Below are 20,583 nucleotides of genomic sequence, written 5' to 3' on the forward strand. Positions count from 1 at the left end.
CTCAGGCGGTGCGGTCCAGCAGGACCACCGCCACGTCGTCGGTCAGCTCGCCGCCGTTGAGGTCGCGGACCTCGCTCACGGCGGCCCGCAGCAGATCCTCGCCGCGCAGCCCCTCGGCGAGCTGGCGGCGGATCATGTCCACCATGCCGTCCTGGCCGAGCCGCTCCCCGTCCGTGCCGACGCGGCCCTCGATCAGGCCGTCGGTGTAGAGCATCAGGCTCCACTCGGCGCCCAGCTCCACCTGCATCCGGGGCCAGCGGGCGCCGGGCAGCAGGCCGAGCGCGGGGCCGTTGTTCTCGTACGGCAGCAGCTTCGGGGCGCGGCCGGGGCGGGCGACCAGCGGCGACGGGTGACCGGCCAGGCACAGGCCCGCCCGGCGGCCGTCGGGCGCGATGTCCACCGTGCACAGCGTCGCGAAGATCTCCTCGTCCGCGCGCTCGTGCTCCAGCACCTCCTGCAGCGTGCCCAGCAGCTCGTCCCCGCACAGCCCGGCCAGCGTCAGCGCGCGCCAGGCGATACGCAGCTCCACGCCGAGCGCGGCCTCGTCCGGGCCGTGGCCGCAGACGTCGCCGATCATGGCGTGCACCGTGCCGTCGGGGGTGCGCACGGCGTCGTAGAAGTCGCCGCCGAGCAGGGCGCGGGAACGGCCCGGCCGGTAGCGGGCGGCGAAGCGCAGCGAGGAGCCCTCCAGCAGCGGCGTGGGCAGCAGGCCCCGCTCCAGCCGGCGGTTCTCCTGCGCGCGCAGCTTGCCCTCGGCGAGCCGCCGCTCGGCGGTGTCGGAGCGCTTGCGCTCCACCGCGTAGCGGATGGCGCGGCTGAGCAGCCGGCCGTCCAGCTCGTCGCGGAACAGGTAGTCCTGGGCGCCCACGCGCACGGCCTCGGCGCCGCGCTCGGCGTCGCCGGACGCGGTCAGCGCGAGCACGGCGTGCCGGGGCGCGAGCTGGAGCACGTGCCGGAGCACGGCCAGCTCGTCGGCGTCCTCGCCCCGCGCCCGGCCGGGCGCGGGGAGGGCGAGGTCCAGCAGGATGCAGTGGACGTCGTCGGTGAGCAGCCGCTCGGCCTCGGTGAGGTTGCGGGCGGTGCGGACACGGACCGGCTTGCCGGAGGAGTCCAGCACGTCGGGCACGATCGGCAGGCCTGCCGGATCGTCCTCGATCAGCAGCAGGGTGAGAGTGGCGCTCGTCGCGCCGGCCGTGGCGTTGCGGTGAGCCTCTTCCTTGAGGGGGCCGCCTTGGGCGACGGCCGGCGCCTGACCACTCTCCACGGCCGGGATCGCTCTCTGCCGCGGTACGGGTACGGGCATCGTCTGGTTTCCTTCCCTCCCCCCGAGGGCGGGCGGGGCGAGGGACCTCGACCCACCGTCGGGTGACCATAGCGGTACTGCCCGCCCCGGCGGAATGGTGTGAGCCGCGTCGCTCGCGCGCGGGCCGCCGTCATATGCCGCGATTCGCAACGCAGTTGGACAGCGAGCGCGGGCGACGGGGATGACGAAGCTCACTGATCGCCCCGGTTTGTGCGGGGGTTGGCCGTGCGGTGGGTCACACGGCCGGGCCGAGGCGGGGTCCGGCGGGGCGTGCGGGCGGGCGCGGGACGCCGGACGTGCGGGCCGTCACATGAGCTGGGTCACGCGTCCGGCCGTACGACACCCAGGATCGGCATCGTGCCCGCGCCGGCGACCGTCACCGTCCGCCCCGGCCGCGGGGCGTGGATGATCTGCCCGTCGCCGGCGTACATCGCGACGTGGCTGGCGTCGGGGAAGTAGATGACGAGGTCGCCGGGGCGCATGTCCTCGACGTCGACGTGCCGGAGCTGCTTCCACTGCTCCTGCGAGGTGCGCGGGATGGGCCGGCCGGCGTCGGCCCAGGCCTGGGAGGTCAGGCCCGAGCAGTCGTAGGAGTCCGGCCCCTCGGCGCCCCACACGTACGGCTTGCCGAGCTGGGCGGTGGCGAACTCAACCGCCTTGCGGCCCTGCTCGGACGCCTTGCCCTTGACGTCGTCCAGGACGCCGGTGTCCAGCCACTTGGTCTGCGCCTTGTGGGCGGCCTGCGCCTCGAGCTGGGCGAGCCGCTCCTTCTCCTTCTTCTCCAGCCGGTCCTCGAGCCGCTCGGCCTCCGAGATCTGCCGCTCGACCCGCTTCTTCGCAGTGGCCTTGGCCTTGCGGTTGACCTCGAGCTTCCGCCACTGGGCGGCGGCGTCGTCGGCGTAGTCCCGCAAGTCCCGCTGGGTGCGGGTCATCTCGCCGATCAGCTTGTCGGTGGCCCGCTGGCCGTTGAGCACCGTGCCGGCGCCGTCGATGAAGCGCTGCGGGTCGTCGCTGAGCAGGAACTGCGCGGTGGGCGGCAGCCCGCCGGTGCGGTACTGGGCCCGGGCCGAGGCGCCGGCCTGGTCCTTGAGCCGCTCCAGCTTCTCCTGGCCCTCGGTGATCTTCTGGGTCAGCACCTCGATGCGGGCGGACTGCTTCTCGGTCTTCTCCTCCGCCGCGTTGTAGGCGTCGGTGGCCACGGCCGCGTCGTGGTAGAGCCGGTCCAGCCGGGCGCGGACCTTCTCCAGGTCCTTGTTGGGCGGGGGCGCCGGGCTCGGGGACGCGCCGGGTGTCGCGCCCGGTGCCGCGCTCGCGCCCGGCGTCGCGCTCCCGCCCGGCGTGGGCCTTTCGGCGGCGAACGCCGTGCCGGGCGCCGCCAGCACGGTCACCGCGCAGACCACGGTCACGGCGGCGGTGAGCAGGCCGCGCTTGCCCGTACCCATACAGTCCCCCAAGCTGATTAACCGTCAGTAACTTGTGGTCGTCTGAGGGATGGTGCCACGGCGGCGCGCAAAACGACAGAGGTCATCGGAAGTCGGGTTTCCGCCCGCCCCGCCCGCCCCTTCCGCCCGGCCCGCCGGTCCGCGCTCCGCCGCCACGCCCTCGCGTACGCCCCGGCGACGCACCGCCCCCTCCGCGCGTTTCCCCTGGCCGGACCCGCGCACGACGATCTTCCGACCGATGTGACGAACGACGCACCGGGAACGTTCCCGCCGACCCGGCCCGGCCCGTCAGCGCGCGCGTGGCGCCAACGCGCTCCAGGCGACGGTCACTTCCCCCTGCCGCCAGCGGGCGGCGGAGTCGGTCACGGGCCAGTCGGCGGTGAGGTCCCGCACCGCGCGGATCCAGCGCTGGCGGGCGCCGTAGGAGGCGTAGGGCGCGGCGGCGGCCCAGGCGCGGTCGAAGTCGCGCAGGAAGGCGTGCACCGGCTCACCGGGGACGTTGCGGTGGATCAGCGCCTTCGGCAGCCGCTCGGCGAGGTCGGAGGGCCGCTGGAGCGAACCGAGCCGGGTGGCGAAGGTCACCGTCCGCGGGCCCTCCGGGCCCAGCGCCACCCAGACGTGCCGCCGCCCGATCTCGTCGCAGGTCCCCTCCACCAGCAGTCCGCCGCGCGAGCCGTCGTCCGCCGGCGCGAGCCGCGCGCACAGCCGCTGCCACACGGCGGCCACCTGCTCCTCGTCGTACTGCCGCAGCACGTTGGCGGCCCGCACCAGCACCGGGCGCCCGGGCACCGGCACCTCGAAGCCGCCGTGCCGGAAGACCAGCCCGTCCCGCTCGTAGGGCCTGGCGGCCGCCACCCGCTCCGGCTCGATCTCGACCCCGACCACGCGCGCGCGGGGCGCGACGGTGCGCAGCCGGCCGAGCAGTTCCACGGCGGTCCAGGGCGCGGCCCCGTACCCGAGGTCGACGGCCACCGGGTCGGCCGCGCGGCGCAGCGCGGCACCGTGCGTGGCGGCGATCCAGCGGTCCATGCGGCGCAGCCGGTTGGGGTTCGTGGTCCCGCGCGTCACATTGCCCACGACGGGGGCCCGCCCGCTCGGGCGAAGCCGAGCGTGGGGGGCGGGCGCGGCGCGGGCGGTCATGCCTACGAGAGTAAGCGGCCTCCCGCACCACCCGGCTCCCGCACCAGCCCGCTCCCGCATCATCCGGTTTCCGCTCGGCCCGCTCACCGCCCGCCGGGCCGGGCGCCCGTCCCCGCGGGCCGAGCCGCGCACCGCACCCATACGACGCTTCATCGAACGGTTGAGCGAAGATAGGTCATGATTCGGTAAAGGCGCGTGATCGGGAAATGGCAGGGCACTCGTCGGCTGTTGCACTCCCTGGAGGGCGCGGTCGGTCCTCCGGCAGGCATGCCCGCACCAAGGAGGAACGCCACGTGAGCCAGTACGCCAGCAGGCTCGGGCGTCGCTCACCGGCGGCACCCCCGCGGCTCAGGCTGCACCGCAGACCCCGCCGCGTCGCGATGCTCTCCGTGCACACCTCGCCGCTCCACCAGCCCGGAACCGGTGACGCCGGCGGCATGAACGTCTACATCGTGGAGCTGGCCCAGCGGCTCGCCGCGATCAACATCGAGGTCGAGATCTTCACCCGGGCCACCGAGGGCGGCCTCCCGCCCCGCGTCGAGCTCGCCCCCGGCGTCCTCGTCCGGCACGTCGACGCCGGTCCCTACGAGGGCCTGGCCAAGGAGGACCTGCCCGCCCAGCTCTGCGCCTTCACGCACGGCGTGATGCAGGCGTGGGCCGGCCACCGCCCGGGCCACTACGACCTCGTCCATTCCCACTACTGGCTCTCCGGCCACGTCGGCTGGCTCGCCGCCCAGCGCTGGGGCGTGCCGCTGGTGCACGCCATGCACACCATGGCCAAGGTCAAGAACGCCAGCCTGGCCGACGGCGACACCCCCGAGCCCGCCGCCCGCGTCATCGGCGAGACGCAGATCGTCGCCGCCGCCGACCGCCTCATCGCCAACACCGCCGAGGAGGCCGGCGAACTCGTCCGGCACTACGCGGCCGACCCCGCCAAGGTCGCCGTCGTCCACCCCGGCGTGAACCTCGACCGCTTCCGTCCCGGTGACGGCCGCGCCGCCGCCCGTGCCCGCCTCGGGCTGCCGCAGGACGCCCTGATCCCCCTCTTCGCGGGCCGCATACAGCCCCTGAAGGCGCCGGACGTGCTGCTCGGGGCGGTCGCCGCCCTGCTGGACGAGCGCCCCGAACTGCGCTCCCGGATCGTCGTGCCGGTCGTCGGCGGACCCAGCGGCAGCGGGCTCGCCAAGCCCGAGGGACTGCAGAAGCTCGCCGCGCGCCTCGGCATCGCCGACGTCGTGCGGTTCCGACCGCCGGTCGGCCAGGAGCAGCTCGCGGACTGGTTCCGGGCCGCCTCGGTCCTGGTCATGCCCTCCTACAGCGAGTCCTTCGGGCTGGTCGCCATAGAGGCGCAGGCGGCCGGGACCCCGGTGCTCGCCGCCTCGGTCGGCGGTCTGCCGGTGGCCGTGCGCGACGGCGTCACCGGCTACCTCGTCAAGGGCCACCGTCCGGCCGAGTACGCGCGCGTGCTGGCCCGGTTCGCCGACGAGCCCTCGCTGGCGGACAGCATGGGCGCGGCCGCCGCCCGGCACGCACTGGGCTTCGGCTGGGACACCGCGGCGGCCGCCACCGCCGACGTCTACACGGCCGCGGCCCAGTCACACCGTCGTCGCGTACGCTCCCAGCATGGGTGATGTCGAGAAGACCGCGCAGGTCGTCGAGGACGTCCTGAAGGACGCCGAGCTGGAGTGGGAGAGCCCCGAGCCCGGGACGTACGTCGTCAAGCTCCCCGGCACCCGCAAGCTCTCCACCACGCTCAGCCTCATCGTCGGACGCCACACCCTGTCCCTCAACGCCTTCGTCATCCGGCAGCCCGACGAGAACGAGGCGGGCGTCCACCGCTGGCTGCTGGAGCGCAACCTCAAGCTGTTCGGCGTGAGTTACGCCGTGGACCGGCTCGGCGACATCTACGTCACCGCCCGCCTCCCGCTGGCCGCCGTCACGCCCGAGGAGACCGACCGTCTCCTCGGCCAGGTCCTCGAGGCCGCCGACGGGGCCTTCAACACCCTGCTGGAGCTGGGTTTCGCCTCCGCGATCCGCAAGGAGTACGCCTGGCGGGTCTCGCGCGGCGAGTCGACCCGGAACCTGGACGCGTTCAGCCATCTGATCGAGCGTCCGGCCGACTGACCGGCCCGGACCGGAGCCCGGCCCCCGCAAGCGCCGAACTCCCCTTCCCCGCGAACGGGGTTTCCCGGTCCCCGAACCGGTGTGCGCACGCCTGCTGTTAGCCTGCGGCGACCCGGATTCTTACCGGGTCCTCAACGTTCTCTCACCAGCAAGAGGTTGTGCATGCGCGCAGGCAGATCCGGCTCCGCGGTCGCGCTCGCGGGAGCGCTCGCCCTGGGAGCGTACGCCGCACCGTCCGCGGCGGCGGCGGGCACGGGCGTCACGGTGTCGAACCTGGTCGTCAACAAGGGCAAGCCCGTCGTCGTCGGGACCACCGCCGAGGTGGAGCCCGGCTTCACCTTCCACATGTCCCTGCCGTCCGGCGTCAGCGCCGACGACGTGACCCCGTTCCCGTACCTGTACCACGACACCACGGCCGCCAAGGGCGCCGAATCCGGCGGCCTCTACACGGGCCTCGTCATGTGCGACCCGTCCGGCTCGCGGACCGCCGACTGCGAGGGGAAGCTGTACATCGATCCCCGCTGGCGGCTCGACTCCAACAACGACGCGACGACCTGGAAGACGGCCGTCTGGGTGCGCGTCTGGGACTCGAACGACAAGCTGAAGGGCGAGCAGTACCTGACCGGCTTCGCCTCGGTGCCCGTCAAGCGGGCCGGGAAGGCCACCGTCAACGCCTCGCCCGAGCCCGTCGTCAAGGGCAAGAAGCTCACCGTGACCGGTCGGCTCACCCGCGCGGACTGGGTGAAGCACGCCTACACCGGCTTCGGCGGCAAGTCGGCCAAGCTCCAGTTCCGCAAGGCGGGCACCAGCACCTACTCCACCGTCAAGATCGTGCAGGCCGACTCCGCCGGCTACCTGAAGACCACGGTCACCGCGGCCTCCGACGGCTACTGGCGCTGGACCTTCAGCGAGACGTCCACGACCGGCGGCGCCACGGCCACCGGCGACTACGTCGACGTCAAGTGACCCGGCGCGGCCCGGCGCTGAGCCGGTAACGCCCCGGCGGCACGCCCACCAGCCTCTTGAAGTGCCGGGTGAGGTGCGCCTGGTCGCAGAACCCGGTCGCCATCGCGACCTCGCCCGGCGGCAGCCCGTCCAGCAGCAGCCGCCGGGCCCGGCCGACCCGCCGGGACATCAGGTACTGGTGCGGGGGGATGCCGTAGGCGCCGCTGAACGCCCGCACCAGGTGGGCGGGGTGGGCGTGCAGCAGCCGGGCCGCGTCGGCGAGCACGAGCCCCTCGGTGACGTGCTCGTCGAGCAGCTCGCGCAGCGACCGGGCGAGCCCGGCCCCACGGCCGGAGCGGCCCGCGCCGTCCGCCCGCCGCCGCAGGTGCGCCCGAAGCCGCTCGCCGACTAGGGCCAGCCGGCTCTCCGCCTCCAGCTCGTCGCCTGGCCGGCCCAGGGCGGAGTGCAACTGCCCGACCCGCAGCCGCAGCGCGGGATCCCGCAGATCGGGGCCGTCCACGGCCGGGCCGATCAGCTCGTCGCCGAGGTGGCTGCCGTCGAGGTACAGCACCCGTTTGCGGAAACCGTGCGGGGTGGCGGGGGAGCCGTTGTGCGGCACGTGCGGCGGCAGCAGCGAGACGGTGTCGTGCGGGGTGCCGTGCTCGTGCCGGTCGAGGTCGTAGCGCACCGCGCCGTCGTCGACGATCAGCAGCGTCCAGGCGTCGTGGACGTGCATCGGGTACGCGTACTCGGTGAAGTGGGCGTGGAAGACCTCCACGACACCCGGGACCCGCGGGCGCCAGGCGGAGACGTCGGACTGGTCGGCGGCCACGCAAAAAACGTACAAGACGGCGGCGCGCCGCGGTCGGCAGTCTCACTCCATGAACACCGCACCGCAGGCCGAGCCGGCCGCAGCCCCCGTCCGCTTCGACACCAGGATCGCCGTACTGCTCCGCGAGGACCTGGCGCCCTGGCAGCGCCTGAACGTGACAGCGTTCCTCGTCAGCGGACTGGGCACCCAGGTCCCCGAGGTGATCGGCGAACCCTACGAGGACGCCGACGACGTCGCCTACCTGCCCATGTTCCGCCAGCCGGTGCTGGTCTTCGAGGGCACGAAGGAGACGCTCGCCGCCGCCCACGCCCGGGCCCTGTCCCGCGCTCTGCCCAGGTCCGTGTTCACCTCCGACCTGTTCGCCACCGGCAACGACCGCGACAACCGCGCCGCGGTGCGGGCGGTGGGCACCGCCGATCTGGACCTCGTCGGACTCGCCGTGTACGGCCCGCGCAACGGGGTGGACAAGGTGCTGAAGGGCGCCCGGATGCACCGGTGACCGGCGTCGGTGACCGAATCTGCACAGCGCTTGCGCAAGCCCGCGCGCGCGAGCGCGGTTGGTGCACAGTTGTCCGGATCGGTGCGGCCCTGGCAAGAGCGACGGCCCGTCCGCGCCGGATCACATGTGGAGAAGCGGGCCACGACCGATGACCGCGCCGTCACGAATGAGGAGCCGCCGGCCCCAGCCGCCCTGTCCCGCGAGCCGGTCGGCTGGATGGCGGCCACGCCCCGTGATTTGATCCATCGCGCCGCCGGGTTCGAGCCACGGCGTCCGGAAACGGATGCCACCGGCCCGCGGCCGCGGCCGCGCCTCTGTCCCCAGCGGGCCGCTTTCCCCCTTGTGGCACCTCCGATGAAGGGCGTACCGACATGACCTCCGCTCCCCAGGTCCTGACCTCCGAGATCTCCGACGCCGAGCTGGACGGCGTCTCCGGCGGCCTGAACCCCCAGGCCGGCATCGTCGCCGGCCCCGCCGCGGTCAACAGCGCGGACCTGCTGTCCCGCCTCGACACCGTCACGGACACGGTCCAGGGCGCCGTCGGGCAGCTCCAGGGCGCCGCCGCCCAGTTCCACCAGGTCGGCGTCTACGCCTCCTTCTGACCGCGCGCGCCGGCCCCCTCCGGCGCCCACGGTGGGCGCCGGCCCCCCGGCGCCCACGGCGACGAGCCCCTTGCCTGCGGCGCACCGCGGGCAAGGGGCTCGTACCTTCGGCGGCCTCCGCTCAGGCCGTGCTGAGCTCGGCTCCCGTGTCCGCGTCGGTGCTCGCAGGGGCGGTCTCCGCCGTCCGCCGCTCGGCGGGCAGCCGCCGCATGAGCACCCCGTACCCGCTCCCGGCCACGGTGCCCACGACCGCGCACATGGCCCACAGCCACTGCGCGCCGTACCGGTCGATGACAGCGCCGGACATCAGCGGCGCCACCAGCGCGGCCAGGGACCACGACAGCGTGTACACCCCCTGGTACCGCCCGCGCCCGTGCACCGGCGACAGCCGCACCACGAGCCCGGTCTGGGTCGGCGCGTTGACGATCTCGGCGAGCGTCCACACGCACACGGTGAGCGCGAAGACCCCGACCGACCCGGCGAAGGCGGTCAGCCCGAAGCCGTACCCGGCGAGCACGGAGGAGACGACGAGGAGCGTGCGCGGATCGCGGTGCTCGATGAAGCGGGTGACGGGGATCTGCAGCGCGACGATCAGGACGCCGTTGACGGCGACCGCGAAGCCGTAGTCGGCGGCGGTGAACCCGGCCCGGCCCATGGCCACCGGCAGTCCGACGGACCCCTGCTGGAAGACGAGGGCGACGAGGAAGGACAGCCCGACGACGGCCATGTACCGCCCGTCGCGCAGCACCGTGCCGAGGCCCACGTCGCCGTCCGCCCGCTTGGCCGAGGCCACGGGCCGCGACTCGGGCAGCTTGAGGAAGACGACCACCGCGCACGCCAGGGTCATCGCGGCCTCGATCAGGAACCCGGCGAGATAGCTGAACTCGGCGATGAACCCGGCCGCCATCGAGGACACGGCGAAGCCGAGGTTGATCGCCCAGTAGTTCAGCGAGAACGCCCGAACCCGGTCCTCCGGCCGCACGATGTCGGCCATCATCGCCTGTACGGCGGGCCGCGAGGCGTTCGAGGCCATGCCCACGAGGAAGGCGACGCCGGCGATGGCGACCGGGTCCTGCATGAACCCGAGCACCGCGACGGACACGGCGGTGGCGCTCTGGGCGATCAGCAGCGTGGGCCGCCTGCCGAGCCGGTCGGCCATCACCCCGCCGGCGAGCGAGGAGACGACCCCGCCCAGCCCGTGCAGCGAGGCGACGAGACCGGCGTACGAGGCCGAGTAGCCGCGGTCGAGCGTGAGGTACAGCGCCATGAAGGTGGCGACGAACGCGCCGAGCCGGTTGACCAGGGTGCTCGTCCACAGCCACCAGAACTCGCGGGGCAGCCCGGAGACGGTCTCCCGGGCGGCACGTCTGAGACGGGCGACGGACGCGACGGACGCGGCAGACACGGACGGGACCCCCCACGGGTACGGAGATGTAAGCGGCTCACCGGGTAAGCGCAACTTACAGGCAACCTACATGCACAGGGCGGGCGGCGGCTACCCGATTAAACGGCGGCGGCGGTCGTGAACCCCTGCCTGACCTGCTGGTCCCCCGCGGACCGTCCGCCCCTCGGGCGGGCCGGGCGGCGGGCCGAACACGTGGATTACGCTCTGAGGCATGGCCGACGCACCGTACAAGCTGATCCTCCTCCGCCACGGCGAGAGCGAGTGGAACGCGAAGAACCTGTTCACCGGCTGGGTGGACGTCAACCTGAACGAGAAGGGCGAGAAGGAGGCAGTCCGCGGTGGCGAGCTCCTGAAGGACGCCGACCTCCTCCCCGACGTGGTCCACACGTCCCTCCAGAAGCGCGCGATCCGCACGGCCCAGCTCGCCCTCGAGGCCGCGGACCGCCACTGGATCCCGGTCCACCGGACCTGGCGCCTGAACGAGCGCCACTACGGCGCGCTGCAGGGCAAGGACAAGGCGGCGACGCTGGCCGAGTTCGGCGAGGAGCAGTTCATGCTCTGGCGCCGCTCCTACGACACCCCGCCGCCCCCGCTCCCGGACGACTCCGAGTTCTCCCAGTTCGACGACGCGCGCTACGCCACGCTGCCGCCGGAGCTGCGCCCGAAGACGGAGTGCCTGAAGGACGTGGTCCACCGGATGCTGCCGTACTGGTTCGACGGCATCGTCCCCGACCTCCTCACCGGCCGCACGGTCCTCGTCGCCGCCCACGGCAACTCCCTGCGCGCCCTGGTCAAGCACCTGGACGGGATCTCGGACGCCGACATCGCGGGCCTGAACATCCCGACCGGCATCCCCCTCTACTACGAACTCGACGCCGACTTCCACCCGGTCACCCCGGGCGGCAAGTACCTCGACCCGGAGGCCGCGGCAGCGGCCATCGAGGCGGTCAAGAACCAGGGCAAGAAGAAGTAGCTCTTGGGATCATGCCCCTGAGTTGCGCTTACGGCGCGGCTCGGGGGCATTTTCACGGCCCGGGCCCTCTCCGGGCCTTCAGGCCCCCCGGGTCCTGCGGCCGGAGCGCACGCCCGAGAGCATTTCGGGCCCGGTCCCGGCTGCTGGGCATGAGGTGCCCATACACCAAGTGCCGCAGGGCGTGCATCCCATGCTCACGGGCGGCGGCGTGCTCGCGGCTCTTGGCCCTCGGGATGATGCAGTCGGCCCCCCCGAACGTCCAGGAGGACCTGCCGCAGATCAAGCGGCTCGAACACCTGCGGGAAACTTTCGCCGTTCTGGCCATCTCCCTCGCACGTACTCACGGCCGTCTGGCCTGGTTTCTCTCCGGCGCTCTCAAGGCCCTCGAACCGGTCCTGCGCTCGCGCGCCATACGGGTCGTAATTTCAGGCGTTTGCATTGGAAAGGGCGGCCAGGAAACCCCGGGCCGCCCTTTCATGTTCCGGTCCAGCCTGGTCCGTCGAGCAGAATTGGCGCTCCCGGTTCATGCTGGCCGAACGAGGCTAGCTACTACACTCAGGAATCTTCCCATTGTGTCCCGATGGCTCCATGTAGCCGCTGTACATCCAGGCTGTGTACTTGTCCTCCCTCGAACTTTCGAGGTCGGGAGTCGCGTGAGGCTGGTCGGTCGGCCACTTGACCTTGTACCACTTGGTAATGCCCTGGCCTTCGCCGCCGTCGTAGCCGGAGTCTTTCCAGCATTCAACCCAGACCGTGTGGTGCACGCGGACGAGTCCGACCTGGCGTGCCGAGTCCGGTCCGGGGCAGTCGCTGACGTTGCACGTCCGTACCATCAGTCCCTCGTCGCCGGCCTGGGTCACCGTGCGGACGACCTTGTAGGCCCAAGGGCCTACCTTGCTTGGGGCCTTGTCCGTCCGGTAGGTGTTCTCCGGAATCGGCTGGCTCCCCTGGGGGCAGTTGACCTTGGCTCCCTGGCAGCGGGGGCCGTCGCCATTGCCGCCCATGTCGCCGCTCACTGACGCTGACGTGTTCGGCTCCTTCTTGTCGCCGTCGTCGCTGATGAGCTGCGGGGCGATGATCGTTCCGGCGGCCACGATGACAGCGCCACCAAGTGCAATTTTGTGCCCGGTCTTCATCTTGTCCTTGCCTCTGTGGGACCAGTGGGGAGGATCAGAGTGCACGTCACGGACACGTATGGCGAATGTTAATTGGAAGTGACACCCGAGATGGCGGTTTAGACCATTTGCAGTGGATGCTTGCTCTACGCGCATTGCTAAAGGCTGTTTACAAAAAAAGTCCTGTATCTGGTGGTACGGGGGCTGTCGGTGTGGGGATGTTAGATATATCTAGAATGCTGGTTCTGTGCTGGACATCACAAGCCCGCGCGTGCATGTACATGCTAATTCCGTCGAATAAGCAAGCGCTCCGTCACGTTAATTCACCTTTGGTGAAGTCGGCTTCGGCTCAGTGAGAGCGAGAGGTCGAGGGTGACTGGGGCGGACGCGGTCAGTCTCAGTTCTAGTCTCGGTCGCCGCGCATTCCCGTCCGGTACGCACTGGTCCGTGGCCGTCCGACATGCTTCCTGACCTGCGACGCGGGCTGATGGGTGGACGCCGCGGACCGCTGTGGGTCGAAGGCATCTGCTGTCACTGCGTGTTCGCAGACCGCTCGACAGCCCGATCGCAGGTCAGCGGGAGTCCGTGTCCCGCTGACCTGGTCAAGAACGCGGGCTCACAGGACCCAGGGCAAGAAGAAGTAGCTCTGGCGCTCATGCCCCTGAGTTGCGCGGACGGCGCGGTTCAGGAGCATTTTCACGGCCTGGGCGTTTTCTGGGCCCTCAGGCCCCCGGGTCCTGCGGTGCCCAGTCGGACCCGTCCCGGGGGCGGCTGTGGCGGCTGTCGGGCGGGGAGGCTCAGATGTTGCTCAGGCCGCTTGCCCGGGCTCCCCCGCGATGGTCGGATCACCACATGTTCGAGCGGTGTCAGCCGCTCACTGCTAGGGGGACTCGTGGAACATGACCGCCGAAGTCTGCCGGTAAGCGCTATGCGCGTAAGAACCGGGACGGCAGCCGCGTACGCCGTCGCCGGCCTGGTCCATCTCGTGACGGCCGTGCTGTTCGTCGGCAGCGTGCTGCTGATCGTCATCGGATTCGACACGGTCGTTCAGCCGATGATGGGCCTGGTGCTTCTGGGCCTGGCTTTGGCTCTGCGTCCGCGGATCGGGCAGCTGAATCCCGATCTGCCCACGCTGCGAGAGGCGGATGCACCGGCGTTGTTCGACCTAGTGGGCGGCATAGCCGACACGTGTGGGGTGCGGGCTCCCGATGCGGTCCAGCTCGCTCCGGAGTTCTCGGTCGCCGTCACCCACTACGGGTTCTCCCGGAAGCGCTGCCTCGTCATCGGCCTCCCGCTCTGGGCCGCTTACCCGCCCCAGCAACGCGTCGCCGCCATCGCCCATGCGCTGGCCTACGCGGCTCCTCGCAACGTTCGTTCCCGCGCGTTCGTGGCCATGGCCCTCGAGTCATTGACCGCCGGGTCGTGGACCGTGCGGGCCAACGAGACCGCGCACATCTCCTGGAACCCCAGCCTGCTCGCCTTCGGTGCGGAAGATGTGGCGCTCGGAGCACGGAGCTTCAACATCCGGGGCAAGGTCAGCGAGTGGGTGCTGTGGATCCCGCGGACGGCCATGGCCGCGACGGCGCGTCTGCTGCTCTGGCTCACGCTGCCGGCCACTCGGGGCGCGCTGCTGGAGGCGGACGACGCGGCAGCCCGTACAGCGTCCTCCGAGGCCGCTGTCGCCGCGCTGAACGACCAGGACCTTGCCCGCCCGGTCTGCATCGAAGCGCATCGCCTGGTGATCGAGACCAAGACACTCGCCCCCAGGCGAGCCGGCGCAGCCCCCCAGCAGGACTTCTGGGAGAGCCTCGCCCGCCAGGCGGCACGTCTGCGTGAACAACGAGACGGCGATGCCACCCGTGGTCATGCGGATGCCTCGCGCGTGGCCCGGCTGAGCGCTGAGCCGATGCACCTGGCGGCGGTCACGTTGGATGAGCCCGGCTCGACCCGTATCGCCGCCGAGCTTCGCCTGCCCGAGATGGCGGTGGCGGACAGGATGATGCGGGACGGCGTCGCCGGGGCACAGCAGCCCACCGCGCTGCGCTGACGGATCGGTCCGCGATCGAGGGGCGGGGGTACTGGCCTGGCGGCGGCCCATGTCGCCGTCGCCGTCCATGACGCCGCCTTCGCGTCTCCCCCTACGGAGGACCCAAGGCCGACGACGGCCGCGTGGCCGAACCCGCTGTCCGTTGTCCGCGGAGTGACCGCCGGAAGCCGGTCCGGTGCCGTCCCCGTCAGGGACGAGGGGCCGTCACAGGCTCCGTTTCCCGCTCGCCCGTGGCCGTGGGGATGTCGCTCAGGCCGAGGCGGAGGTGTTCGACGTGGTAGAGGGCCTGGTCGAGGAGTTCGGCGACGTGGTTGTCGTAGAGGGAGTACACCACCGACCGGCCTTTGCGGGTGCCGACCACCAGGCCGAGGTTGCGGAGCAGGCGCAGCTGGTGGGAGCAGGCGGACTGCTCCATCTCGACCTCCGCCGCCAGTTCGGTCGCCGGCAGGGGGCCTTCGCGCAGCCGCGCCAGGATGAGCAGCCGGGAGGGGGTGGCCAGCGCCTGGAGGGTGGTGGCGACCTTGGCGGCACTGGCAGCGTCCAGGCGTCCGCGCGGGACGCCTCCGGTCGGCGGTGCGGCTCCATGACCCATGCGCCCATGCTACGGCACCTCACATGAACACATGAATGACTCTTCATTCGTTCCTGTTACGGTGGTGGGACCGACCCGTCGCGTCCGCGCGTCCGAACTCGTGTGAAGGACCCCGTTCCCATGTCTTCCACCCTCACCCGCCCGGCCGCGACCGGCGCCGCCCGCGAGGAGGTGGCGCCCCGGCGGCGCACGCGGATCTTCGCGCTGCCCGAGGCCCGGTGGGCGGCGGCCGCCCTGGTGCTGTTCCTGGTCGCGCTGCCGCTGTACCTGGGCGGTGCGCCCGCGTGGTCGTGGGGGCCGCTGTTCGCGGCGGTCTACGTCAGCGGAGGTTGGGAGCCCGGCTGGGCGGGCCTGCGGGCGCTGAAGGACAGGACCCTCGACGTGGACCTGCTCATGGTCGTCGCCGCGCTAGGGGCGGCGGCGATCGGACAGGTGCTGGACGGTGCGCTGCTGATCGTCATCTTCGCCACCTCCGGCGCACTGGAGGCGATCGCCACCGCCCGCACCGCGGACTCGGTGCGCGGCCTGCTCGACCTGGCCCCCACCACCGCCACCCGGCTGAGCGACGACGGCGGCGAGGAGAGTGTGCCCACCGGGGAACTGCGCGTCGGCGACACGATCCTCGTGCGCCCCGGCGAGCGGATCGGCGCTGACGGCCGGGTCGTGGACGGAGCCGGTGAGGTCGACCAGGCCACCATCACGGGTGAACCGCTGCCCGTGGTCAAGGAGGCCGGGGACGAGGTGTTCGCCGGCACCCTGAACGGCACCGGCGCCCTGCGGGTGAAGGTCGAGCGTGACCCGTCCGACTCGGTGATCGCCCGGATCGTGAGCATGGTCGAGGAGGCCTCCGAGACCAAGGCCCCGACCCAGCTCTTCATCGAGAAGGTCGAGCAGCGCTACTCGCTCGGCATGGTCGCGGCCACGGTCGCCCTGTTCACCCTGCCGCTGCTGTTCGGCGCCGCGCTGCAGCCCACGCTGCTGCGGGCGATGACCTTCATGATCGTCGCCTCCCCGTGTGCCGTCGTGCTCGCCACCATGCCGCCGCTGCTGTCGGCGATCGCCAACGCCGGACGCCACGGTGTGCTGGTGAAGTCGGCCGTGGTCATGGAACGGCTCGGCCAGGTGGACGCGGTGGCGCTGGACAAGACCGGCACCCTGACCGAGGGCACCCCGAAGGTGACGGACGTCCGCCCACTGCCGGGTTCCGGGCTCGGCGAGGAGGAACTCCTGCGCCTCGCGGCGGCCGTCGAGCACCCCAGCGAACATCCGCTGGCCCGCGCCGTCGTGGACGCCGCCCGCGCCCGTGACCTGGACATTCCCCCGGTGGAGGACTTCACGTCCGCTCCCGGTACGGGCGTCAGCGCGACCGTGGCCGGCCGTACGGTCGGGGTCGGCAGCCCCACCCGGCTGCTGACGGACGGCACGCACCGGGCGGTCGCCGCCGCCACCGCTCTGGAGGAGGACGGCCGCACCGCGGTCCTGGTCGTGGCCGACGGCACCCCGGTGGGCGTACTGGGCATCGCCGACCGGCTCCGCGATGAGGCGGCGGCCACCACCGCCGCGCTGGAGCGTCTGACCGGCGCCGCCCCGGTGCTGGTGACCGGGGACAATCCGCGCGCCGCGGCGCGTCTCGCCGACGAGGTCGGGATCACGGACGTGCGCGCCGGGCTGCTTCCGCAGGACAAGGTCACGGCGGTCAAGGAGCTGGAGCGGGCCGGCCGGAAGGTGCTGGTGGTCGGCGACGGCGTCAACGACGCCCCCGCCCTGGCGGCCGCCCACACCGGCGTGGCCATGGGGCGGGCCGGGTCGGACCTCGCCCTGGAGACCGCCGACGCGGTCGTCGTGCGCGACGAGCTCGCCACCATTCCCACGGTGATCGGGCTCTCCCGCCGTGCCCGCCGCCTGGTCGTGCAGAACCTGGTGATCGCCGCCGTGTTCATCACCGGCCTGGTCGTATGGGACCTGGCAGGCCGGCTGCCGCTGCCGCTGGGCGTCGCCGGCCACGAGGGCTCCACGGTGATCGTCGGCCTCAACGGCCTGCGGCTGCTCGCCGACGGAGCGTGGAGCCGCGCCCGGGCAGGGCTGGGCCGGTGAGGTCCCGGGTGGTCCGGGGCAGCGGGGCGGCTGGGAGCCGTGGGCGTATCGGGCCAGCCAGCCGCAGGTTGTCTGTGAGGCCTTGCGTGGGCGATGAGGCCAGCGGTTCGTGGGCCGCGAGTGGTCCACGGGGCCATGGGGCCCCAGGTGGTCCATGAGGCCGTGTGACTGTGGGGCCGCGGGTGGTGGTCCATGATGCTGGAAGTGGTCCGTGAGGCCGCAGACGGGGCAGTGGGCCGGCGGTGGAGCCGCAGGCGATCCGTGAGCCGCGGGCGGTCAAAGAGCCGCAGGCGCTCAGTGAACCCGCGGGAGGCCCCGGTGGTCGTCACCGACCCCGAAGCCTGCGTCCCCGGCCGAAGCGGCCTCCGCTCACCTCGTGACGTCCAGTTCCGTGTACATGCCGGCCGCGTAGTGCCCCGGTATGTTGCACACCAGCTCGTAGCGGCCCGGCCGCAGTGTCACCGTGGTCCAGGCCGCCGCACCCGGGGCGATGCCTTCTCCGGCGCCGCTGCCGCAGGTGCGCGACGCCTCGCCGCGGCTGCCCGCCTCCGACACCCGGCCGTCGGAGCCGACGGCACGTTCCCCCACCGCCCGGCCCGGCGCCAGCGGCAGCACGACCACCTCGTGCGTGACGGTTCCCGCGTTGAAGACCCGCACCGTCGTCCTCCCGGCCGGCACGGTCGTGGGGTGGGCCACCAGGCGCATCATGCCCGTGCCCCGCGGGCCGGGGCGGGTGCTGTCGGGAGCGAGCCGGTTCGGGCCGTGCATCATGCGCCCCGCGTCCCACACGGTCACGTCGACCGCACTGCCTCTCGCGGCCGGTGCGCCGCATCGCGCGCCCTGTGCCCGCCAGGACGCCGGTGGCGGCCGGTGGAAGGCACCGGACGCGGCCATCAGGCCCGTCGAGGCGAGGCCCAGCACCAGAGCCGAGGCGAAGACGGCGATCGCCGGCCAGACCCCTCGGCGCGAACGCGGGTTCGCCGTCGCTCCGGAAGCGGCGCGGGCCGACGTTGCGTACTCGTCCTCCTCGATCTCCCCGCGCGCGAACCGCTCGGCCGGCGGGTTCCCGGCTCCCGGCGCCTGCCACCCGCCGCCACCGTCGCCGGGCCGTGGAGGCGGGCCCGGCCGCTGGTGGCGCGCACCCGTGAGGTGGCGCACCAGCGCGGCGAGCCCCGCGATCAGCACGGCCCAGACCAGCACCGTCGTCACCGTCATGAGGAACCGGCCGGCCCAGCCCCATCCGTCGCCGAACCACATCACGCCGATCACTTCCCTCGGCTGATCGCCACGTCAACGCCAGCATGGACCGGTCGGACCAGCGTGGCTTGGGCCGTTGGTTCCCGGCCTCGGGACCGGACGGCCCGTCGTCGGACCCCGGTCGGCGGAAGCTGCCCGGCCGAGCCCGGATTCTGCTCCGGTTTCACTCTCGCAGATCAGAAGAACCGCTGGTCAGCGACGTGAAGCGGTTGCGGCCCTGTGGATCTGTGCCGACGGCCACAGCGAACGGGACACGCGGAGGCGCATACTGAGCCATGACCAAGCCTGCCGCGCCGAAGCGCCATCTGCCCACCAGCCCGTTCAAGGCCCCGGTCGCCCCGGCTCCCAAGCACTTCGCTGTAGGGGACCAGGTCACGCACGACATGTACGGCCTCGGCCGCGTGGTCGGCGTCGAGGACGGGGTCGCGGTGCTCGTGGATTTCGGCTCGTCGCAGATGCGGATCCTGAGCCCGTACGCCAAGATGACCAAGCTGTAGGACCGCTGTGCCCGGTCAGGCACACCCAGGTCCCGTACGGGACCTGCAACGAAAGAGAGTCCTCCCATCGACATGACGTCGCTGTTCTCCGCCCTGGAAGGGCAACCCAACCGCTCCGCGGCGGCATCGCCGCCTCCGGCGACCAACCCCTTCCAGGCCCCCGACTTCGGGGAAGACGAAACCTGGTCGTTCGACGACGCGCAGGAGCCCGTCCCGGGCGCCCACGCGACGCGGGGCCGCGCGGCTTAGCCCCCACGGCGCGCGGCGGCAGCCCGCCCTGCCGCGCGGCTCAGCACCACGGCGCGCGGCGGCGCCCGCCCTGCCGCGCGCGACTCAGCCCCCACGGACCCCGGCGGCACCCCGCGCTGCCGCGCGGAAACGCGCACCGGCTGACAGATCGGCCGGCGTTTCTGGTCACGCGGTGACGACGGCCCTGGCCAGGGCGCAGCCCGTGACGACCAGGCCGTGGGACGACGGCACCCGCGCCGGCCGTCCGGCGTGAAAGCTCCCCGCCGGCCGGGGTGGATCACGCCATGCCGGATGCCAGCGCGCGGGCGGCGTCGGCGAAGTACTGCTCGTCGGCGCCGGGGGCGAGACCGAGCGTGACGCCCTGGGTGAGGCCGACGAACAGCGCCCTGAGGCCGAGGGCCAGACGCCGGGCCTGATGCGGCGTCACGACGCCGTCCCCGTGCCGCCTGCCGGCGAACAGCTCCGCCAGATGGCTCTCCTGCGTCCGGACGGACTCGGCTAGCCGGGACGCCAGCTCCGGGTCGTGCAGGGCCATGTCCAGCAGGGTGATCTGCAGCGACAGGCCGGACAACGCGCCGGAGGCGTCACAGGAGCGCCGGTAGTGGCGGGCGAAGGCGTCGACCGCTTCGAGCAGGTCGAGCCCCGCGGGCACAGCCTGTTCGATCTCCTCGTAATGCGGCCGCAGATGGTCCGTGACCAGTGCGACGACCAGGCCGTTCTTGCTGCCGAAGAGGGAGTAGACGGCGCCCGTCGTCAGGCCGGCCAGTTCGGCGATCTCATCGAGCCGGGCGCGGTGCCCGTCCCGGGAGACGACCTCGAAGGCGGCTTCCAGCAGGGCGCGGCGGTTTCGTTCCTTCGTTTCCGCTCTCGTCATTCTCATAATTTCATTATCCTAGTAATCGAGTTACGCGACCGAGCTCATTACAGGCAGCGAAGGGGACGCTCATGACCCAGGCCCAGGCCCAGGCCACCACGCCGGCAGCGACCTACCGGGTGGTGGGGATCGTCGCCGACGGAGCCGTGAAGGTCCTGCTCGGCGCGGCCTTCCTCATCGGCGCGACCCGGCTGGGCGATCTGCTCGGCGTGCCCACCTGGTTGATGATCACCTCCGGCGTGGTGCTGCTCGCCGCGGGCGGGCTCGAGATGAGGTACGCGCGCCGGCGCCGGCTGCGCACCTACACGCTGCTCATGATCGCCTACGACAGCGGCTGGACGCTGACGGCGCTGACCGGCCTGCTGACGGCGTGGCGGGGCGGCGGCTCCGGCGGCGAGGTGTGGATGGGGTACCAGGCGGTCGCGCCCCTCGTGTTCGCCGCGCTGCTGCTGGCGTCCGCGCCGGTTCCGGAGGCTTCCGGCGCCCGCGCGGCCGACCCCGAGCACTGACCGTGCGCGGTCGCGATCCCGGCTCAACCAGACGCTCTGCGTGGTAACTTGAAGCACATTTGTCGGGGTGGCGTGGAGCGGGCG

At 72.4% G+C, this 20,583-nt stretch carries 19 protein-coding genes and 1 pseudogene; 10 read left to right on the forward strand and 10 right to left on the reverse strand.

Annotated elements, in window-relative coordinates:
- Position 1 precedes the first annotated feature (1 nt).
- The 3 genes from TNCT1_RS12155 to TNCT1_RS12170 all read right to left on the reverse strand — a co-directional run bounded on the left by TNCT1_RS12155 (position 2) and on the right by TNCT1_RS12170 (position 3,822).
- Positions 2-1,303 (reverse strand): PP2C family protein-serine/threonine phosphatase, encoded by a 1,302-nt coding sequence (locus TNCT1_RS12155; RefSeq protein ID WP_143630914.1) that lies wholly within the window; start codon positions 1,301-1,303, stop codon positions 2-4.
- A gap of 320 nt (positions 1,304-1,623) precedes the next feature.
- A complete protein-coding gene (locus TNCT1_RS12160; RefSeq protein WP_143630915.1) occupies positions 1,624-2,745 on the reverse strand; it encodes a C40 family peptidase in 1,122 nt (373 codons plus the stop codon).
- Between the two features lie 288 nt (positions 2,746-3,033).
- Positions 3,034-3,822 carry a class I SAM-dependent methyltransferase gene (locus TNCT1_RS12170; RefSeq protein ID WP_174266287.1) on the reverse strand — a complete coding sequence of 263 codons (789 nt, stop codon included), beginning with the start codon at positions 3,820-3,822 and terminating at the stop codon, positions 3,034-3,036.
- A 356-nt stretch (positions 3,823-4,178) separates the two neighbouring features.
- Between TNCT1_RS12170 and mshA the strand changes: the two genes are divergently transcribed.
- The 3 genes from mshA to TNCT1_RS12185 all read left to right on the forward strand — a co-directional run bounded on the left by mshA (position 4,179) and on the right by TNCT1_RS12185 (position 6,975).
- Entirely contained in the window at positions 4,179-5,516 is a 1,338-nt protein-coding gene (gene mshA, locus TNCT1_RS12175; protein ID WP_174266254.1) for a D-inositol-3-phosphate glycosyltransferase, read from the forward strand.
- Positions 5,509-6,009 (forward strand): YbjN domain-containing protein, encoded by a 501-nt coding sequence (locus TNCT1_RS12180; protein WP_143630918.1) that lies wholly within the window; start codon positions 5,509-5,511, stop codon positions 6,007-6,009. Before mshA ends, TNCT1_RS12180 begins: the two co-directional genes overlap by 8 nt.
- Positions 6,010-6,171: 162 nt before the next feature.
- On the forward strand, positions 6,172-6,975 hold the full coding sequence (locus TNCT1_RS12185; protein ID WP_143630919.1) for a hypothetical protein: 804 nt from the start codon (positions 6,172-6,174) through the stop codon (positions 6,973-6,975).
- On the opposite strand, the gene TNCT1_RS12190 is transcribed toward TNCT1_RS12185, so the two are convergent.
- The gene (locus TNCT1_RS12190; RefSeq protein WP_143630920.1) at positions 6,968-7,786 is read right to left on the reverse strand and encodes an AraC family transcriptional regulator; all 819 of its coding nucleotides are present in this window, start codon (positions 7,784-7,786) and stop codon (positions 6,968-6,970) included. The genes TNCT1_RS12185 and TNCT1_RS12190 overlap by 8 nt on opposite strands.
- Before the next feature lie 49 nt (positions 7,787-7,835).
- On the opposite strand from TNCT1_RS12190, the gene TNCT1_RS12195 reads away from it, so the two are divergent.
- Together TNCT1_RS12195 and TNCT1_RS12200 are read left to right on the forward strand one after the other, a co-directional pair.
- Entirely contained in the window at positions 7,836-8,285 is a 450-nt protein-coding gene (locus tag TNCT1_RS12195) for a DUF2000 domain-containing protein (RefSeq protein WP_143630921.1), read from the forward strand.
- Positions 8,286-8,656: 371 nt separating this feature from the next.
- Positions 8,657-8,887 (forward strand): hypothetical protein, encoded by a 231-nt coding sequence (locus tag TNCT1_RS12200; RefSeq protein WP_143630922.1) that lies wholly within the window; start codon positions 8,657-8,659, stop codon positions 8,885-8,887.
- Positions 8,888-9,008: 121 nt separating this feature from the next.
- Here TNCT1_RS12200 and TNCT1_RS12205 read toward each other — a convergent pair whose 3' ends face one another.
- A complete protein-coding gene (locus tag TNCT1_RS12205) occupies positions 9,009-10,292 on the reverse strand; it encodes an MFS transporter (protein WP_143630923.1) in 1,284 nt (427 codons plus the stop codon).
- Between the two features lie 211 nt (positions 10,293-10,503).
- On the opposite strand from TNCT1_RS12205, the gene TNCT1_RS12210 reads away from it, so the two are divergent.
- Entirely contained in the window at positions 10,504-11,265 is a 762-nt protein-coding gene (locus tag TNCT1_RS12210) for a phosphoglyceromutase (protein WP_143630924.1), read from the forward strand.
- Between the two features lie 52 nt (positions 11,266-11,317).
- On the opposite strand, the pseudogene TNCT1_RS36930 reads toward TNCT1_RS12210, so the two are convergent.
- Positions 11,318-11,503, reverse strand: a pseudogene (locus TNCT1_RS36930) (hypothetical protein); the annotation flags it as partial.
- Between the two features lie 304 nt (positions 11,504-11,807).
- A complete protein-coding gene (locus TNCT1_RS35545) occupies positions 11,808-12,401 on the reverse strand; it encodes a hypothetical protein (RefSeq protein WP_160160396.1) in 594 nt (197 codons plus the stop codon).
- Positions 12,402-13,308: 907 nt separating this feature from the next.
- On the opposite strand from TNCT1_RS35545, the gene TNCT1_RS12225 reads away from it, so the two are divergent.
- Positions 13,309-14,427 (forward strand): hypothetical protein, encoded by a 1,119-nt coding sequence (locus TNCT1_RS12225; protein ID WP_143630926.1) that lies wholly within the window; start codon positions 13,309-13,311, stop codon positions 14,425-14,427.
- Positions 14,428-14,614: 187 nt separating this feature from the next.
- On the opposite strand, the gene TNCT1_RS12230 is transcribed toward TNCT1_RS12225, so the two are convergent.
- A complete protein-coding gene (locus TNCT1_RS12230; protein WP_143630927.1) occupies positions 14,615-15,019 on the reverse strand; it encodes a metalloregulator ArsR/SmtB family transcription factor in 405 nt (134 codons plus the stop codon).
- Positions 15,020-15,139: 120 nt separating this feature from the next.
- On the opposite strand from TNCT1_RS12230, the gene TNCT1_RS12235 reads away from it, so the two are divergent.
- Positions 15,140-17,113: a heavy metal translocating P-type ATPase gene (locus TNCT1_RS12235; RefSeq protein ID WP_143630928.1), complete on the forward strand. Its 1,974-nt coding sequence runs from the start codon at positions 15,140-15,142 to the stop codon at positions 17,111-17,113.
- 369 nt (positions 17,114-17,482) lie between these two features.
- On the opposite strand, the gene TNCT1_RS36265 is transcribed toward TNCT1_RS12235, so the two are convergent.
- Positions 17,483-18,370: a sulfocyanin-like copper-binding protein gene (locus tag TNCT1_RS36265; protein ID WP_235902576.1), complete on the reverse strand. Its 888-nt coding sequence runs from the start codon at positions 18,368-18,370 to the stop codon at positions 17,483-17,485.
- A gap of 275 nt (positions 18,371-18,645) precedes the next feature.
- Between TNCT1_RS36265 and TNCT1_RS12250 the strand changes: the two genes are divergently transcribed.
- Entirely contained in the window at positions 18,646-18,867 is a 222-nt protein-coding gene (locus TNCT1_RS12250; RefSeq protein ID WP_143630929.1) for a hypothetical protein, read from the forward strand.
- A 526-nt stretch (positions 18,868-19,393) separates the two neighbouring features.
- Here TNCT1_RS12250 and TNCT1_RS12255 read toward each other — a convergent pair.
- Entirely contained in the window at positions 19,394-19,990 is a 597-nt protein-coding gene (locus tag TNCT1_RS12255) for a TetR/AcrR family transcriptional regulator (RefSeq protein ID WP_143630930.1), read from the reverse strand.
- Between the two features lie 71 nt (positions 19,991-20,061).
- Between TNCT1_RS12255 and TNCT1_RS12260 the strand changes: the two genes are divergently transcribed.
- On the forward strand, positions 20,062-20,499 hold the full coding sequence (locus TNCT1_RS12260; protein WP_143630931.1) for a hypothetical protein: 438 nt from the start codon (positions 20,062-20,064) through the stop codon (positions 20,497-20,499).
- The last annotated feature ends 84 nt before the right edge of the window (positions 20,500-20,583 follow it).

It is taken from the genome of Streptomyces sp. 1-11 (genome assembly GCF_007176755.1).
Taxonomy (GTDB): domain Bacteria; phylum Actinomycetota; class Actinomycetes; order Streptomycetales; family Streptomycetaceae; genus Streptomyces.